We start from the raw sequence: 16,595 nt of genomic DNA on the forward strand, positions 1-16,595 counted from the left end.
CGAGCCTCCTCGAAAACGCAAGTATCAATCGATGCTCGCGCTACCTTAACGCCTATGCGGCATTCCCTGCACCCTCTTCCTGACAAGAGGGTCGAGCCGATCAGCATCACTCGGACGCGTCGCGTCGCGAGAACGCAGGTACTCGTCGTGTCGACTCAATTCGTGCCGTCTCTATCAGGCTCGGCCGTCATTGCGAGGCGCAAAGCGCCGAAGCAATCCAGGCTAATCGAGCCCGGATTGCTTCGCTTCGTTCATAATGACGCCGACATGTATGATCTACCGGCCGTACACGACCGGCGCGCGCCGCACGATCATTGGCGGCGGCAGGTCGCGCTGCCAGACGCGGCCGTCATCGAACTGGATGCGCACGCCATCGGGCGAATAGACGGCGCCCTCGTCGCGGGCATCGATCCACAGCCGGCTGTCCGGAGCATTCCAGTCGGGCCAAGCCTGATAGGATTCACCGGTCTCGGTGGTGAGATTCACAGCATCTCCGTTCTGGGTCACGAAGGCCGGCGCACCGATCATGCCGTCGCGGCACATCTGGATGCAGCGGTAGGTGCCGGTGAGATTGGGAAGAGGTTGCGCGGACGCACTGCCGGCAACACAGGCGGCCAACAAGCCAACTACAACCGATACACGTGTCATGGCGATCACTCCATTGTTCGGAATGGAACCTGGCGGTCCCCCGCCCTCGGCCTGATCAAGCGCGACTGCAGCAATTCGTTCCGCCGGTTCCGGCGATCGAAACCGACTTTGCGGCGAGCCTACACCACGGGAATCACATCGACGGCAACACCGAGCTTCTGCTTCGGCGAGCCGACGATGACGCCGTCGACCGGTGAAATGTCGGCAAAGTCGCGACCCGTGCCGAGGATGATGTGATCGTTGGCAACGATGAGGTCATTGGTCGGATCGAAGCCGAGCCAACCGAGCTCTTCGCCGCACCAGAGCGACACCCAGGCATGCGTCGCGTCGGCGCCCTGCAGGCGCGGCTGTCCTTCCGGCGCAGTCGTGCGCAGGTAACCGCTGACATAGGCGGCCGGCAGACCGAGCCCGCGCAGGCCGGCGATCATCACGTGAGCGAAATCCTGGCAAACGCCGTGGCGGTTGGCGAACACCTCGCGAAGCGGCGTCGAGATCACGGTCGCCTTGGGATCGTATCTGAACTCGCTGCGGATGCGGTGCATCAATTCGGCAGCTCCGGCAATGATGCCGGCGCCCACAGGGAAGCTCACAGCCGCGTAGTCGGTGACCGGCTTTTGGATCGGCACCAGCGCGCTGGCGAAGACGTATCCGATCGGCGACGACGGGCCGAGGCTGGTCGCGGCGAACGCGGCGTCGCGCACGGTCTCCCAAGCGGGGCTCGGGGCGCTGCGTTCAGGCGGCGTGCGCGACAATTTCACGCGCGAACGAGAATCGATGCGCAAATTGCGATGCGACTTGTCGATCACGATGCTTTCGGTCAGCGTGCCGAAGAAATCGCGCCGCGCGGTGCGCTCGACCGGGCGTGGGCGGATGTCGACGCTATGCGAGATCAGCTCCTGGCCGCTGCCGCTCGAGGGCTCCAGCCGCAGCGTGCAGCGCGCGAAGCTCACCGCGCTTTCGTACTCATAGGTCGTGACATGCCGGATGTCGTAGATCACGCCAGTCCCGTCAGCTTTTCCGGGCGACTGGCATGAGCCCCATGCGGAAAGTAGTGCTGCCCGATCGCGTCAGAGAGCGCGAGCAGATCCTGCTCCAGCGCGAACATGATCCTGGTATCGAGATGCGCGGCCTCCGCCGTGGTCAGCGCCGCTTGAACCGAAACGGCGAGCCGCTGCGGGCGCTCGATCAGTCCGTTCTCCTTCAGGACCGGCAGGCTCGCGATGTGCTCGTTCAAAGCTTCGACCTGGAACGCGACGGAGCGTGGATTATAGGGATCGAGCACGACGAGATCCCTGATCGGCGCGAGCAATGGTCCGATCAGGTAGCGCGAACGATAAGTGATCTGGCAATCCACCAGCGTGAGCAGGACGTCAAGATCCTCGGGCGTGGCCTCGTCATAGCCGAATTGGCGGGCGAAGCGCAGCGTGTTGATGCCGCGCTCGACGCGGCGGCCGATCTCGAGAAAGCGCCAGCCGGCAGCGCGATTCATGTTCTCCTGCGCAAGCCCCGCAAAGCTCGCGAGCGCGCTGAGGGTCGCCTCGGTCGCGCTGACGAGGCCGTCATCATCGACGATCTCCTGCGTGAGCAGCGTCGGCATCTCGGCGATCACCTGCCAGGCATCCGGCGACAGCCGCTCCCGCAAGGAGGTCGCGGTCCGCTGGGCCGCGCGCAACAGCGACAGCGCCGAGCCGAATTGCGCCTCGGCTTGCAGCGCCTCGGCGGCGGCGCGCGGATCCTGCCCGCGCGAGCCTTGCGCGATCGCGCCCCAGGCGAGCAGCAGCCGGCGGATGCGTTCGGCGGCCGCGAGCGTTGCGGGCGAGCCCCTGCCGGGATCGCGCTGCTGCGCGCCGAGTGCGCGGATCAGCCGCAACGTGGCTTCCGCGCGTTCGAGATAGCGGCCGAGCCAGAACAGATTATCGGCGGCACGGCTCGGCAGCACGCCGGCAATGCGCCGGATGTGCACGCTGTCCGAACCAGGCAAAAGCGTATGCGCCGCTACCGCCTTGTCAGCGACGACCCAGACATCCGCGGCGCGGGCGCCGTCCCCCATCGTGACCGCGCGCGCATCGGACTTGTCGGCGATCCGGCAGAAGCCGCCCGGCATGATCGCCCAGCCGTCGGCGGTAGCGGCAGCGAACACGCGGAGCACGAACGGCCGCGGCGTGATCTTGCCCTGCTCCCAGACCGGCGTCGTCGACAATCGCACCACCTCCTGGCCGACATAGTCGACGCCCCGCTCGGCGATGGCGGCCCGCAGCCGCTCACGGTCAGCAGCCGACAATTCGCCCGGAAGCACTGGACCGTCCGTGGCGAAGCCCGGCACGCCGCGCCCGTACGCGCCAGCAATGGCGAAGTCATCGAGCCGCGCCAACACCTCCTCGCGCGCGGCCTTCTGGCCGCACCACCAGGTCGCGATATGCGGCACCTTCAGCTCCTCGCCGAGGACGCGCCGGCACAAGCTAGGCAGGAAACCGAGCAGCGCCCGCGCCTCCAGCACGCCGGAGCCAGGCATGTTGGCGACCACCACCCCGCCCTTGCGCAGCACGTCGACCAGCCCGGGCACGCCGAGCCGCGAGGCTGCGTCGAGCTCGAGCGGATCGAGCGAGTTGGAATCGACCCTCCGCAGCAGCACATCGACGCGCTTCAGACCGGCAACGGTGCGGATATGAACGCGATCGCCACTGACGGTAAGATCGTCACCCTCGACCAGCAGGAAACCGAGATAACGCGCCAGGGTCGCGTGCTCGAAATAGGTCTCGCTGAACGCACCCGGCGTCAGCAGACCGATGCGCGGCTCGTCCCGGTCGGCGCTGGCGCGCAAGGAATCGCGGAAGGCTTCGAAGAACGGCGCCAGCCGAGCGACGTTCATGGACTTGTAGAGCGAGGAGAAAGCGCGCGACAGCACCAAGCGGTTCTCCAGCGCATAGCCGGCTCCCGACGGGGCCTGCGTGCGGTCGCTCAACACCCACCAGCGCCCGTCGGGCCCGCGACCGATATCGGCGGCGTAAACGCCGAGAAACCGCCCGCCGGGCGGCTTCATGCCCGCAATCGGACGCAGATATTCGCTGGAGCCGGCAACGGCGGCCGCGGGAATGGCGCCTTCCGCCACCAGCCGCCCCTCGCCATAGAGGTCCTGCAGGATGCGTTCGAGCAGTTCGGCGCGCTGGATGATGCCGGCGGAGAGCTGAGCCCACTCCGCCTCGTCGATCAGGAGCGGCAGATGGCTGAGCGGCCACAGCCGCTCGGTGCCCTCGCCCGGCGCGCGATAGGTGACGCCGGCCTCGCGCAGATGGCGGTCGGCGGAAGCGAAGCGCCGCTCGATGTCGGCAGGCGCGAGCGCAGCAAAGCTATCGATGAAGCGGGACCACACCGGGCGTGCCCTGCCATCGCCGGCGATGAACTCGTCGGGGATTCCAGGCAGCGGATGATAGTCGCGCAACCATTGCGCCACCCGCCGCGAGGCCGGACGCGCCTCGGCAGCCAGGCTGTTGGCGGCCTGACGGTTCCCCTGCTGCTTCGGGCCGGTCGCATCGACCATGCCTGCTCTCCTGCACAAAGCTGTCTCATCTCAATGACGGAGCGGCCGTCGCAAGTCGAGGGTCATCGGAAATTCAATTGTGCGTTCCTCGCGCGGCGAATCGACCTTGCCGGGCGTGTGGCCGTGATCCTGGAAGCGCGCCAGTCGGCGGGCCTCCGCCTCGTAGGAATTGACCGGCTTGGTGTCATAGTTGCGACCGCCGGGATGGGCGACGTAGTAGACGCAGCCCCCGAGCGAGCGGCCGTTCCAGGTATCGATGAGGTCGAATGTCAGCGGCGAATGCACCGGGACCGTCGGATGGAGGCCCGAAGCCGGCTGCCAGGCCTTGAAGCGGACGCCTGCCACCGCTTCCGCCGAACGGCCGGTCGGGGTCATCGGCAGCCGCCGGCCATTGCAGGTCACGACGTGGCGCCCCTCGACGAAACCTTCCGCCTTCACCTGCAGCCGTTCGACCGACGAATCGACATAGCGGACAGTGCCACCGGCCGCGCCCTCCTCGCCCAGCACGTGCCAGGGCTCGAGCGCCTGGCGCAGTTCCAACGTCACGCCGCCATGCTGCACCCGGCCGAAGGTCGGAAAACGGAACTCCAGCTGCGCCAGATACCATTCCGGCGAGAACTCGTAGCCGGACTGCCGCAGTTCATCCAACACATCAAGAAAATCTTCCCAGATGAAATGCGGAAGCATGAATCGGTCATGCAGCCCCGTGCCCCAGCGCACGAATTTGCCCTCCTGCGGCTCGCGCCACAGCTTTGCGATCAACGCCCGGATCAGAAGCTGCTGCGCCAGCGACATGCGGGGATCCGGCGGCATCTCGAGCGCGCGGAATTCGACCAGGCCGAGCCGGCCGGTCGGGCCTTCCGGAGAATAGAGCTTATCGATGCAGATCTCGGCGCGATGGGTGTTGCCGGTGATATCGACCAGCAGATGCCGGAACAGACGGTCGACCAGCCACAGCGGCACGCTCTGACCGGCCGGCGGCACCTGGGCGAGCGCGATCTCGAGTTCGTACAGGCTGTCATGCCGGGCCTCGTCGATCCGGGGCGCCTGGCTGGTGGGTCCGATGAACATGCCGGAGAACAGGTAGGACAGCGACGGGTGGCGCTGCCAATACAACACCAGGCTCTTCAACAGGTCGGGCCGGCGCAGGAACGGCGAGTCCGGCGGACTGCTCCCGCCGACCACGACGTGATTGCCGCCGCCGGTGCCGGTGTGGCGGCCGTCGATCAGGAAGCGGTTGGCGCCGAGCCTGACTTTGGCCGCGTCCTCATAAAGGCCAAACGTAATGTCGACCGCCTGCCGCCAGTTTTGCGCCGGCTGGATGTTGACTTCGATCACGCCGGGATCGGGCGTGACCTTGATCACTTCGATGCGAGGATCGTAAGGCGGCGCATAACCTTCCACATGAACCTTGATCTGCATCGCCTCTGCCGTCGCTTCGACAGTTGCGATCAACTCCAAGTAATCTTGGATATTTTCGACCGGAGGCATGAACACGCAGAGGACGCCGTCGCGAATTTCGACCGACATCGCGGTGCGCACCCCTGGCCCGGTCCACGATTGATACTGCACGTCCTGCTGCGGCGGACGGTCTACTCTTTCCAGCGGCGGGATCGAGGGGGCGATCGCCGTGCGCCCAGACATAAACTCCGGCAAGGGACCGCGCGCCTCGAGCGGATCCTGCTGGTGGACGTAGGGATAATCCTCCGGCGGGATGTACATCAGCGAGCCGATCGGCAGCCGCAGGCCGAGCGGCGAGTCGCCCGGCACCAGGAACAGCCGGCCGCGCCGCAGCTTCCAGCGCTCGCTGCGCCAGCGGCGGGCGTCCGCATTCCAGCGCTGGATCGGCAGCACAAAGCCGCGCGGAATATGCAAGCCTTCGTCGAACACCCGCGCCATGCGCGCGCGCTCCTCAGCATCGGCGAGCTTGGAATCGAGGACGTCGACATTCTCCGGCAGCGCGGCTTCCTTCTGCAGCCAATGTGCGGGATCCTCGAAGGCCGGCTGCACGTAATCAGGACTGAGCCCGAGCGTCTCGGCGGCCATATCGAGGAATTGCTCGGCGTCTTCGATCGTGACATTGCGCGGGCCGTCCACGCTTGCGATCAGATCGCCATTCCGCCAGATCGGCTGTCCGTCCTTGCGCCAATAGAGCCCGAACGCCCAGCGCGGCAGGCTCTCGCCCGGATACCATTTGCCCTGGCCGTAATGCAGCAGGCCGCCGGGCGCGAAGCGTGTCCGCAACCGCCTGATGAGATCGTCGGCCAGCCCGCGTTTGGCCGGGCCGACCGCCGCCGTGTTCCATTCCGCCGATTCCATATCGTCGATCGAGATGAAGGTCGGCTCGCCGCCCATGGTGAGGCGCACGTCATGCGCAGCAAGATCGGCATCGACGGCTTCGCCAAGCCGATCGAGCTTGGTCCAGGCCTCGTCGGAGAACGGCTTGGTGATCCGCGGCGCTTCGCGGATGCGTCTCACATTCATCTCGAAGCTGAATTCGACCTCGGCGATGCCGGCACTGCCCGAGATCGGTGCGGCCGATCGGTAGTGCGGCGTGGCAGCCACCGGGATATGGCCCTCGCCCGCCAGCATGCCGGAGGTCACGTCGAAGCCAATCCAGCCGGCGCCGGGCAGGTAGACCTCGGCCCAGGCATGCAGGTCGGTGAAGTCGCTCTCGACCTCGCGCGGTCCCTCGACCGGGTCGATGTCGGGGCGGAGCTGAATCAGATAGCCGGACACGAAGCGCGCCGCCAATCCAAGGTGCCGCAAGATCTGGATCAGGAGCCAGGCGGAATCGCGGCAGGATCCGGCCGAGGTCGACAGCGTCTCCTCCGGAGTCTGAACGCCCGGCTCCATCCGAATGATGTAACGAATCTTCTTCTGCAGCTCGGCATTGAGATCGACCAGGAAGCTGACCGTGTTACTCGCCTCGCGCGGAATCGATCTCAGATAGTCCGCAAGCAAGGGACCAGGCTCGGTGGTCTCGAGATAGGGGGCGAGCTCCGCCTTGAGCCCATCCGGGTAGTTGAAAGGATAGCTGTCCGCATAAGGCTCGACGAAAAAGTCGAAGGGATTGATCACGGTCATCTGGGCCGTGAAATCGACCTCGATTTTGAGTTCATTCACCTTTTCCGGAAAGATATAGCGGGCCAGCCAGTTGCCCTGAGGGTCCTGCTGCCAATTCACGAAATGGTTCGGCGGGGTCACCTTGAGCGAGTAGCTCAGGATCGGCGTACGGGTGTGCGGCGCCGGCCTCAATCGGATGGTCTGTGGGCCAACGTCGATTGAACGGTCATACTTATAATGAGTAACGTGATGTAACGCGACGTAGATTGACACGGACTGATTGCTCCAGCAGCTTTTTTAAGCAGAACATTGCCGTGCCGCAGGATCAAGCATTAACAACGGGCAATCCTGCCTACGAACTACCCGCTCCGGTACCGCCGCTCCCAACTCCGCTCCGCGAAGAGCTTCCCTGGCTTTCCAGGAGGTCAGATCGAAAAGCGTTACTAAAATCATAAGTTTGCCGGGATCCGGAATTCGGGATTCGCCGACCTCGCAGCGACCTCGGAAGCGCGCTCCTGGATCGAACGGCGGCCTTAGAAGTCCTCAAATCCGGGCTGATTTGTTTCAGACGTTAGCTCGCCGGTAGCTTGCAGGAGCTTGGCTCGAGGAACCGAAGCTAATTCCCGGCCGCCATCCTCATACCCGGAAGATCGAGTAACAGTGTAGTTCGTAACTCACTGGCCGGCGAGATGGATGGTTAAAGCACAGCCGAAATTGCCGACCTGCCGCGCCGGTTCCATCTAATTAGACCGGAAATGAGCGCATGCCATCGCAGGTTACGGCACGGCCTATGGTAACATATTGGAGTTGATCTGGTTCGAAGATGGAATTACCAGTGTCCCGGCCGAAGGCGAGTTGTCCACAGGCGGAGACCGCCCCTCACATAAGATTGACCTCGTCCTCTGGTGTTATATCAACAACCATGACACCAACTAACAGCGACTAATAGCGATTTCACGCGCCTCAGTTGCTTGATAGCCGGCAAAGGCGTGTTATTTAGAGCGAACCATCAAAGGAGAATCAGGTGGCCAAGGCAACCAAGAAGGCAGCGAAGAAGAAGCTGGCGCGTAAACCCTACACGGCAGCCGACATCAAGCTGTTGAAGCAGCATTCGAAATCAAAGACCCCGGTCTCGAAGATCGCCAAGCAGATGAAGCGGACCGAAGGCTCGCTGCGGCAGAAGGCCCTGGCGCTCGGAATCGGCCTCGGTCACCAGCGCTGAAGCTTTGGGGGCGCGCGGCAGCCCGGACATTGCGCCGGGCTGCGCCGCTCCTTACTAGGCCACGCCGCAGTTACGTCGGGCCTGAGTTACATGGCTCTCGGTTACATCGTCGCTCCCAGCACCCAGGGAGCGAATTCGGCGCCGCCAAAATCGAAGCTTTCGCTCTTGGTCGGCTGACCGGAGGCGGTTTTCAGCATCAAGTCGAAGATGCGCTGGCCGCACTCCTGCACCGTCTCCTCACCATCGAGGATGGTGCCGCAGTTGACGTCCATGTCGTCTTCCATCCGCGTATACATCGGCGTGTTGGTGGCAAGCTTGATCGACGGCGCAGGCTTGCAGCCGAAAACGCTGCCGCGTCCGGTGGTAAAGCAGACCAGATTGGCGCCACCCGCAACCTGACCGGTGGCTGCGACGGGATCGTAGCCGGGCGTATCCATGAACACGAAGCCCTTCTTGGTGACGGGCTCGGCGTAATGCAGGACATCGACCAGGTTGGTGCTGCCGGCCTTGGCCATGGCCCCCAGTGACTTCTCCAGAATGGTCGTGAGCCCGCCTGCCTTGTTTCCCGGGCTCGGATTGGCGTTCATTTCCGCGCCCTCGCGCGCGGTATATTCTTCCCACCAGCGCATCAATGAGACCAGCTTCTCGCCGACCTCGCGGCTCACCGCGCGCCGGGTCAGGAGATGCTCGGCGCCATAGGTTTCAGGCGTTTCCGACAGAATCACGGTGCCACCGTGGCGGACCAAAAGATCGCTCGCCGCGCCGAGCGCGGGATTGGCTGAGATACCGGAATATCCGTCGGAGCCGCCACATTGCAGGGCTACGGTCAACTCGCTCGCGGGGACCGGCTCGCGCCTGACCTTATTGGCGTCAGTCAGCGCCTCCTTCACGAAGGCGATGCCGGCTTCCACCGTCTTGCGGGTACCACCGACCTCCTGGATGTCCATCGCACGAAGCCGACCCGCAAGCTTCTGCTCCTCCATCAGCCCGCCGATCTGATTGGCCTCGCAGCCCAACCCCAGCACGATCACGGCAGCGAAATTCGCGTGACGCGCGTAGCCGCCGAGCGTTCGTCGCAACAGCCGCAAGGGCTCGTCGAGTGTCATGCCGCAGCCGGTCTTGTGGGTCAGCGCCACGACACCGTCGACATTTGGATAGTCCGCCAATGGATTATCGCCGGTGAAGGGGTTCTTCTTGAACACGTCTGCGACCAGACCCGCGACATGAGCGCTGCAGTTCACCGAAGTGAGAATGCCGATATAGTTGCGGGTCGCGACACGGCCGTCCGGCCGACGAATGCCATCGAAGGTTGCCGGCAGATCGAAATTCGGTGTCGGCTTAACGTCAACACCGAACGCGTAGTCCTTGGCAAAATCCCCCATGCTGCAATTCTGGGTATGGACGTGCTGCCCCGGCCCAATCGGCGCGCTTGCGAAGCCGATGATCTGGCCGTAGCGACGGATCGGCTCGCCCTGCGCAATCGGCCGGATCGCAACCTTGTGGCCGGCCGGAATCCGCTCTGAGGCCACGATTCCATCGGCAAGGACCGTGCCGGGTGGCAGGCTCGCGCGCGCGATCAGCACGCTGTCGTCGGGATGCAGATGGATAACGGAAACGGGTGCCATGGAGAGATCTCTCAGTAGATACATAGATCGCCGAACGCCGACGAATGGTGAGTAGCGAGTAGCGAATGGAAGAGCCTCCCTATTCGCTACCGCCTATTCGCAATTCGCCTCTCAAGCCTTGCCGCCGGAATCATTCCGCGTCTGCGCGACCTGCATCTTCGCGTAGGTCGCCATCAGCCCGACCTCGTTCGACAGGGTGACAAGCTTGAAGCCCATGTTGATCGCGCGCACCGCGCCCTCAGCCCCGCTGCAGTGAATCCCAGGATTGAGCCCGCGTTTGCCGCATTCCTTCACGATCTTCTCGTAGATCTTGAGGATTTCCGGCTCCTCACGATCGAGCTTCGGCACCAAGCCATAGGAGAAGCCAAGATCGGACGGACCGATATAGACGCCGTCGATGCCCTCGACGTCGAGGATGGCTTCCATGTTCTCGACCGCCGTCTTGGTCTCCATCATCGGCAGCAGTACGATCTCGTCATTCGCCGTCTTCTGATACGCGCCGGCCGCACCATACATGCCGGAGCGGATCGGTCCGTTCGAGCGCACGCCATGCGGCGGATATTTTGAGTACGAGACGAGATTCTTGGCTTCCTGCGGCGTGTTCACCATCGGGCAAATCACCCCATAGGCGCCGCCATCCAGCACCTTGCCGATGATGCCGGGCTCGTTCCAGGGCACACGCACCATCGGCGTCACCGGGTGGCCGTGCATGGCCTGGAAACACTGCACCATGGACAGATAGTCCTGCACCCCGTGCTGCATGTCCACTGTGACGCTATCGAAGCCGCATTGCGCCACGACCTCTGCGGAGAAGCCCGAGGGAATTGCAAGCCATGCGTTCACGACGGCTTTGCCCTGCGCCCAGAGTCGCTTGACGTTGTTATTTGCCACTTTCCGTATTTCCTTCCCCTATCGTCTCCGCGGTCACTGCGCAGATGACTTCGATCCGTGCATAATGGAGGCGCTACGCGGTTGCCCGCTGGATGCTCGCTTCGCTGACGCCGACCTCGCGCGCCGCATTCACTATCGCCGCCCAGGTGTCATCCGGCAAGGGCACGCCGTTCGCGGTACGCTCTGCGCGCATCTTCCGCTCGGGATCGCCGGGAACGAGCACCTGATCGACGCCTGCGATCGGCTTGGTCGCCCGAATGAAATCCGTGTAGCGCGTGACCTCCTCGTCGAAGAAGCTGGACGGGTCGACCACCTTGGGGTCGATATAGAACGCCAGCATGCCGTTGGCGAAACGTCGATTGGCGGAGGTTGCTCCAGTACCAGTCAGCGCGCCGCCCAACAATTCGCAGATGAACGCCAGCCCCGAGCCCTTGTGCTCGCCGAAGGCGCGGATCGCGCCGGTCCCCTTGGTATGGTCGCGCGGTCCTTCCGCCTCATAGGGTCCATAGAGCACGGCTGGATCTTCGCTCAAGCTGCCGTCCGCATCGATCAGCGCGCCTTCCGGCAGCTTCTTGCCGCCACGGCTTGCGACCAGCACCTTGCCTTCGGCGACGACCGAAGTCGCGAAATCCAGCACGATCGGGTCCTGCCCGGGGCGCGGGATCCCGACGCAATAAGGCGCGGTGGAAAACCGCTTCTCTACGCCGCCAAACGGCGCGACCAGAAGCGAGCCGGCGGCGGTCACGAAATGCACGGACACCAGCCCCTCGGCCGCAGCCATCTCGGCCCAATCGCCAACCCGGCCGAGATGGCCGGAATTGCGTAGCGCGAGCGCGGCCAACCCTGCCTTCTTGCACTTCGCGATGCCGAGTTTCACGGCCTGCGGCGTCACCGTCTGCCCGTAGCCAAACTTGCCATCGACGACCACGAGCGAGGGCGTATCAACCACGATCTCGGGCGTCTGGTTGGGCACGATCGAGCCCATCTTCTTCCATCGGATGTAGACGGGCACGCGGATGACGCCGTGACTGTCATGTCCTGTGAGGTTCGCGGTGGTGAGGTAGGTTGCGATCCGACGCGCTTCATCCGACGAGGATTCGGCATGCTCAAAAATGTCGGCGACGAAATCGATGAGGTTTGCGACCTTGATGGTGACCATGAGAACTCGCTGAGACGATCGGGCAGACAGAACACGGTTAGCATGAATGCCCATGCAGGCGACGCAGCCGGTCTCCGCTCAGTTGCATTGCTTCTTATCAAACTGGTCAAGAACCTGCCAAGCGCAGCAACGGCAATGCCGCTCAGTCCTCATTCTTTGCGTCGTCCCTTGCATCATCGAGCCCCTCAACGCTCCGTTCCAGCGCCTCAAGCATTTTGTGCAGCGCGGCAAGCCTGCGCGCGCCGTAGCGGCTGGCGATGGCGCCATAGACGGCCTCGGAGTCCGGCGCGACCTTCGCGATCAGCTTGAGCCCTCTCGGTGAAATGGTCAGCAACCGGCGGCGCAGATCGTTCTCGCCGACCGTCCGCGCGATCAGGCCGCGACCTTCGAGGTCGCGCAAAATGCGGGACAGGCTCGGTCCGAGCAGAAAGGCAACGCGAGCCAGCTCGGTCGCCTCGATCGCATCGACGGCCGCCAGCGCGCGCAGAATCCGCCATTGCTGCTCGGTGAGATCGTGTCTGCGCAAATTGGGACGAAACTGCCGCATGACGGCTTCCCTCGCCCGCAACAGCGCCATCGGCAGCGAGCGCGAAAAGTCTCGCATTGGAACCGGATGCGCGTCCTTTGCAATCGCGGCTTTTATGTTTTTTGATTTCTTCGCCATCACAAGAGTTTGCACCGCACAACAAACGGTCGGTTTGCCTCAATAAACTTAACATGTTAATCATCTGCCCGCAGCTCCGACCGGTCAAGTTCAGCCAGCAAATATCCGCACATGGCACTCGCATCTCACGATATCGCGCTCTCTGCCAAACGCCTGGACGCAGCGGAGAAAAGCCGCATCCAAATCCGCCAGCTCTCGCAGGAATACCCGCAGATCACGATCGAAGACGCCTACGCCATCCAGAAGGCGTGGATCGAGATCAAAGTTGCCGAAGGTCGGACCGTCAAAGGCCACAAGATCGGACTGACCTCGAAAGCGATGCAGAGCGCGCTCGGCATCGACGAGCCGGATTCTGGCGTCCTGCTCGATGACATGTTCTTTGCGGATGGCGGGATTGTTCCCTCCGATCGCTTCATCGCCACCAGGATAGAAGCCGAGCTGGCCTTCGTCATGAAGCAGCGGCTCTCGGGTCCGGACTGCACCTTGTTCGACGTCCTGAATGCGACCGATTTCGTGGTGCCGGCGCTGGAGATCCTCGATACGAGAATTCAGCGGGTCGACCCGGATACCAAGACCACGCGCAAGATCTTCGACACGATCGCCGACAACGCCGCCAATGCCGGCATCGTGCTCGGCGGCCGCCCGCTGCGGCCCCTGGACGCGGATCTGCGCTGGGTGGGCGCGCTGTGTTCCAAGAATGGCCAGATCGAAGAGACCGGGCTTGCCGCCGGCGTGCTCAATCATCCCGCCATCGCCGTGGCTTGGCTCGCCAACAGGATTGCCGCCCAGGGGCTCGCGCTGGAGCCGGGCCAGGTGGTGCTGGCGGGCTCGTTCATCCGCGCGATCGAGGCGCGGAAAGGTGACACGATCCAGGCCGACTATGGAGCGTATGGGACTGTGAGCTGTTACTTCGCTTGAGCGTTTTCGCTTGAGAGGTTTCCTGGAGCGATCCAATCATGCCGCATTTCAGCATCGAATATTCCGCCAATCTCGAGCCGCGCGTCGACATGCAAAACCTCTGCGAGGTCGTCCGCAAAGCGGCAGCAGAAACCGGCATCTTTCCGGTCGGCGGCATCCGCGTCCGCGCCATCCGCTGCGAGCATTATGCGATCGCCGACGGCAAGCCGGACTACGGCTTCCTTGCGATGCTGTTGCGGCTCGGCGAAGGCCGCGATCTCCCCGCCCGCCAGAAGGCCGGCGAACACGTCTTCCAGGCTCTCTCGAGCCATCTCGAGCCCATCTTTGCAAGCAGCAAATTCGCGCTCTCATTCGACATGCAGATCAACGATGCTGCGACGAGCTGGAAGCGCAACAACATCCACGACGCCCTGAAAGCGGACGCAGCCCATGGATAAAGCCACGCCCAAACAAGACATCTTCAAGGCCAATCTGGACCGCGCGGCTCCCCTGCTCGCCAAGCTGAACGCCGACGGCATCGGCCATTTCATCGACGGCAAGATCATGCCTTCGGTCTCCGGCGCGACCTTTGAGACGCGCTCTCCGATCGACGGCGCATTGCTCACGACCGTGGCACGCGGCAATACCGAGGACGTCGATCGCGCCGCGACAGCCGCCGCACTGGCCTTCAGAAGCTGGCGCGAAATGACACCATCGCTTCGACGCAAGCTCCTGCACCGCGTTGCCGACGGGATCGAGAATCACGCCGAAGACATCGCGGTGCTCGAATGCATCGACACGGGACAAGCCTACCGCTTCATGGCCAAGGCTGCGATCCGCGCCGCCGAGAACTTCCGCTTCTTCGCCGACAAATGTACGGAGGCCCGCGACGGCCGCAACATGCCGAGCGAGGAACATTGGAATGTCTCGACACGCGTCCCGATCGGCCCCGTCGGGGTGATCACGCCCTGGAATACACCGTTCATGCTATCGACCTGGAAGATCGCCCCGGCCCTGGCGGCCGGCTGCACGGTCGTGCACAAGCCGGCGGAATGGTCGCCGATCACAGCGTATTGGCTGGCGAAGATCGTGAAAGAGGCCGATATTCCCGATGGTGTCCTGAACACCGTGCACGGCTTCGGCGAAGAGGCCGGCAAGGCGCTGACACAACACAGCGCGATCAAGGCGATCGGCTTTGTCGGCGAGAGCGCGACGGGCTCGGCCATCATGGCGCAAGGCGCGCCGACCCTGAAGCGCGTACATTTCGAGCTCGGTGGCAAGAACCCGGTCATCGTGTTCGACGACGCTGACCTGGATCGCGCACTGGACGCCGTGATGTTCATGATCTACTCGCTGAATGGCGAGCGCTGCACGTCGTCGAGCCGCCTCTTGATCCAGCAAGGCATCGCCGATGTTTTCATCGATAAGCTTGCGTCACGCGTGAAGGCGCTGAAGGTCGGCCATCCGCTCGACCCTGCTACCGAAATTGGGCCGCTGATCCACGAGCGGCATCTTGCGAAGGTGTGCTCCTATTTCGAGATCGCGCGGCAGGATGGTGCGACCATCGCCGTCGGCGGTCGCTCGCATGATGGACCGGGTGGCGGACATTATGTGCAGCCGACCCTGGTCACCGGCGCCAACAGCAAGATGCGCGTCGCGCAGGAAGAGGTGTTCGGCCCGTTTCTCACCGTCATCCCGTTCCGCGACGAGGCGGATGCGATCGAGATCGCGAATGATATCAAATATGGCCTGACTGGATATGTCTGGACCAATGACATGGGCCGCGCGTTGCGCGTGGCGGACGCGCTGGAGGCCGGCATGATCTGGCTGAATTCCGAGAATGTGCGCCATCTGCCGACACCGTTCGGCGGCATGAAGGCGTCCGGCATCGGCCGCGACGGCGGCGACTACTCCTTCGACTTCTATATGGAGACCAAGCACGTCTCGCTGGCGCGCGGCACCCACAAGATCCAGCGGCTCGGCGTGTAAGGAGAAACCCATGCCCGCCCCTGCCCGCTTCACAACCTACGCCATCGATGGGACCGTTCATTACGGGGCCGTTACGGACGGCGGCATCGTCGACCTCTCCTCGCGCTTTGCCAAGGACTATCCGAGCCTGCGCGAGGTGATCGCCGCCGGCACCCTGCAGCAGCTGGCTGAGGCCGCGGCTGGCCGCGCGCCGGATCACCCGCTCGAGGCGATCACCTTTCTGCCGCCGATCCCGTCGCCCGAAAAGATCATCTGCATCGGCGTCAACTATCCCGATCGCAATGCGGAGTACAAGGACGGCCAGGACGCCCCGAAATATCCATCGATGTTCATGCGCACGCCGCGCTCGTTCGTCGGCCACAACACGCCCCTGGTGCGCCCACACGCCTCGCTGCAGCTCGATTATGAAGGCGAGCTCGTCATCGTCATCGGCAAGGCCGGCCGCCATATCGCCGAGAAGGATGCGCTCGACCACGTCGCCGCGCTGACGCTGTGCAACGAAGGCACGATCCGCGACTGGGTCCGACATGCCAAATTCAACGTCACCCAAGGCAAGAATTTCGATTCGACCGGCAGCCTCGGGCCATGGATCGTGCCCTATACGGATGAGGCGCAGATCGCGGACATCAGGCTCACCACCCGCGTGAATGGCGAACTGCGCCAGGATGACCGCACCTCGCGGCTGATCTTCGGCTTCCGTTATCTCATCAACTACATCTCGACCTTCACCACGCTGGTGCCGGGGGACGTCATCGTGACGGGCACGCCGACCGGAGCCGGCGCGCGCTTCGATCCGCCGCGTTATCTGAAGCCCGGCGACATCGTCGAGATCGAAGCCGAAGGCATGGGCATCCTGCGCAACGGCGTCATCGACGAACCTCTGTAACCCCCTTCGA

The 16,595-nt window shown here is 63.6% G+C and carries 14 protein-coding genes; 6 read left to right on the top strand and 8 right to left on the bottom strand.

The window, feature by feature from the left end; translation table 11 throughout:
- Positions 1-276: 276 nt before the first annotated feature.
- The 4 genes from QXZ85_RS00005 to QXZ85_RS00020 form a co-directional block, all read right to left on the bottom strand.
- Entirely contained in the window at positions 277-657 is a 381-nt protein-coding gene (locus QXZ85_RS00005) for a hypothetical protein (protein ID WP_316173726.1), read from the bottom strand.
- 110 nt (positions 658-767) lie between these two features.
- Positions 768-1,646 carry a transglutaminase family protein gene (locus QXZ85_RS00010; protein WP_316173724.1) on the bottom strand — a complete coding sequence of 293 codons (879 nt, stop codon included), beginning with the start codon at positions 1,644-1,646 and terminating at the stop codon, positions 768-770.
- A complete protein-coding gene (locus QXZ85_RS00015; protein ID WP_315706211.1) occupies positions 1,643-4,186 on the bottom strand; it encodes a circularly permuted type 2 ATP-grasp protein in 2,544 nt (847 codons plus the stop codon). Before QXZ85_RS00015 ends, QXZ85_RS00010 begins: the two co-directional genes overlap by 4 nt.
- A gap of 30 nt (positions 4,187-4,216) precedes the next feature.
- The gene (locus QXZ85_RS00020) at positions 4,217-7,525 is read right to left on the bottom strand and encodes a transglutaminase family protein (protein WP_316173723.1); all 3,309 of its coding nucleotides are present in this window, start codon (positions 7,523-7,525) and stop codon (positions 4,217-4,219) included.
- 751 nt (positions 7,526-8,276) lie between these two features.
- On the opposite strand from QXZ85_RS00020, the gene QXZ85_RS00025 reads away from it, so the two are divergent.
- Complete coding sequence (locus tag QXZ85_RS00025; protein ID WP_315706213.1) at positions 8,277-8,474, top strand: hypothetical protein; 198 nt, start codon at positions 8,277-8,279, stop codon at positions 8,472-8,474.
- A gap of 101 nt (positions 8,475-8,575) precedes the next feature.
- Here QXZ85_RS00025 and QXZ85_RS00030 read toward each other — a convergent pair whose 3' ends face one another.
- The 4 genes from QXZ85_RS00030 to hpaR form a co-directional block, all read right to left on the bottom strand.
- Positions 8,576-10,099: an altronate dehydratase family protein gene (locus QXZ85_RS00030; protein WP_316173722.1), complete on the bottom strand. Its 1,524-nt coding sequence runs from the start codon at positions 10,097-10,099 to the stop codon at positions 8,576-8,578.
- 111 nt (positions 10,100-10,210) lie between these two features.
- Positions 10,211-10,990 (bottom strand): HpcH/HpaI aldolase family protein, encoded by a 780-nt coding sequence (locus QXZ85_RS00035; RefSeq protein ID WP_316173720.1) that lies wholly within the window; start codon positions 10,988-10,990, stop codon positions 10,211-10,213.
- A 73-nt stretch (positions 10,991-11,063) separates the two neighbouring features.
- The gene (locus tag QXZ85_RS00040) at positions 11,064-12,149 is read right to left on the bottom strand and encodes a malate/lactate/ureidoglycolate dehydrogenase (protein ID WP_315706216.1); all 1,086 of its coding nucleotides are present in this window, start codon (positions 12,147-12,149) and stop codon (positions 11,064-11,066) included.
- Between the two features lie 142 nt (positions 12,150-12,291).
- The gene (gene hpaR / locus QXZ85_RS00045; RefSeq protein ID WP_316173718.1) at positions 12,292-12,753 is read right to left on the bottom strand and encodes a homoprotocatechuate degradation operon regulator HpaR; all 462 of its coding nucleotides are present in this window, start codon (positions 12,751-12,753) and stop codon (positions 12,292-12,294) included.
- Between hpaR and QXZ85_RS00050 the strand changes: the two genes are divergently transcribed.
- The 5 genes from QXZ85_RS00050 to QXZ85_RS00070 all read left to right on the top strand — a co-directional run bounded on the left by QXZ85_RS00050 (position 12,695) and on the right by QXZ85_RS00070 (position 16,585).
- Positions 12,695-12,859: a hypothetical protein gene (locus QXZ85_RS00050; protein ID WP_315730972.1), complete on the top strand. Its 165-nt coding sequence runs from the start codon at positions 12,695-12,697 to the stop codon at positions 12,857-12,859. The two genes, hpaR and QXZ85_RS00050, sit on opposite strands and share 59 nt — an antisense overlap.
- 65 nt (positions 12,860-12,924) lie before the next feature.
- On the top strand, positions 12,925-13,731 hold the full coding sequence (gene hpaH, locus QXZ85_RS00055; protein WP_316173716.1) for a 2-oxo-hept-4-ene-1,7-dioate hydratase: 807 nt from the start codon (positions 12,925-12,927) through the stop codon (positions 13,729-13,731).
- 38 nt (positions 13,732-13,769) lie between these two features.
- Positions 13,770-14,168, top strand: coding sequence for a 5-carboxymethyl-2-hydroxymuconate Delta-isomerase (locus QXZ85_RS00060; protein ID WP_315741508.1), 399 nt, complete (start codon positions 13,770-13,772; stop codon positions 14,166-14,168).
- Positions 14,161-15,699 carry a 5-carboxymethyl-2-hydroxymuconate semialdehyde dehydrogenase gene (hpaE, locus tag QXZ85_RS00065; RefSeq protein ID WP_316173714.1) on the top strand — a complete coding sequence of 513 codons (1,539 nt, stop codon included), beginning with the start codon at positions 14,161-14,163 and terminating at the stop codon, positions 15,697-15,699. Before QXZ85_RS00060 ends, hpaE begins: the two co-directional genes overlap by 8 nt.
- A gap of 10 nt (positions 15,700-15,709) precedes the next feature.
- On the top strand, positions 15,710-16,585 hold the full coding sequence (locus tag QXZ85_RS00070) for a fumarylacetoacetate hydrolase family protein (RefSeq protein ID WP_315706220.1): 876 nt from the start codon (positions 15,710-15,712) through the stop codon (positions 16,583-16,585).
- Positions 16,586-16,595: the final 10 nt, after the last annotated feature.

Origin of the sequence: Bradyrhizobium sp. SZCCHNGR1005, from assembly GCF_032489995.1 — a bacterium.
Classification (GTDB): Bacteria; Pseudomonadota; Alphaproteobacteria; order Rhizobiales; family Xanthobacteraceae; genus Bradyrhizobium.

What these genes read in the sequence shown, in the direction of transcription:
- QXZ85_RS00030 (WP_316173722.1), bottom strand. Translation starts at nt 10,099, where the DNA reads ATGGCACCCGTTTCCGTTATCCATCTGCATCCCGACGACAGCGTGCTG.
- QXZ85_RS00015 (WP_315706211.1), bottom strand. Translation starts at nt 4,186, where the DNA reads ATGGTCGATGCGACCGGCCCGAAGCAGCAGGGGAACCGTCAGGCCGCC.
- QXZ85_RS00040 (WP_315706216.1), bottom strand. Translation starts at nt 12,149, where the DNA reads ATGGTCACCATCAAGGTCGCAAACCTCATCGATTTCGTCGCCGACATT.
- hpaH (WP_316173716.1), top strand. Translation starts at nt 12,925, where the DNA reads ATGGCACTCGCATCTCACGATATCGCGCTCTCTGCCAAACGCCTGGAC.
- QXZ85_RS00060 (WP_315741508.1), top strand. Translation starts at nt 13,770, where the DNA reads ATGCCGCATTTCAGCATCGAATATTCCGCCAATCTCGAGCCGCGCGTC.
- QXZ85_RS00070 (WP_315706220.1), top strand. Translation starts at nt 15,710, where the DNA reads ATGCCCGCCCCTGCCCGCTTCACAACCTACGCCATCGATGGGACCGTT.
- hpaE (WP_316173714.1), top strand. Translation starts at nt 14,161, where the DNA reads ATGGATAAAGCCACGCCCAAACAAGACATCTTCAAGGCCAATCTGGAC.
- QXZ85_RS00050 (WP_315730972.1), top strand. Translation starts at nt 12,695, where the DNA reads ATGACGGCTTCCCTCGCCCGCAACAGCGCCATCGGCAGCGAGCGCGAA.
- hpaR (WP_316173718.1), bottom strand. Translation starts at nt 12,753, where the DNA reads ATGCGAGACTTTTCGCGCTCGCTGCCGATGGCGCTGTTGCGGGCGAGG.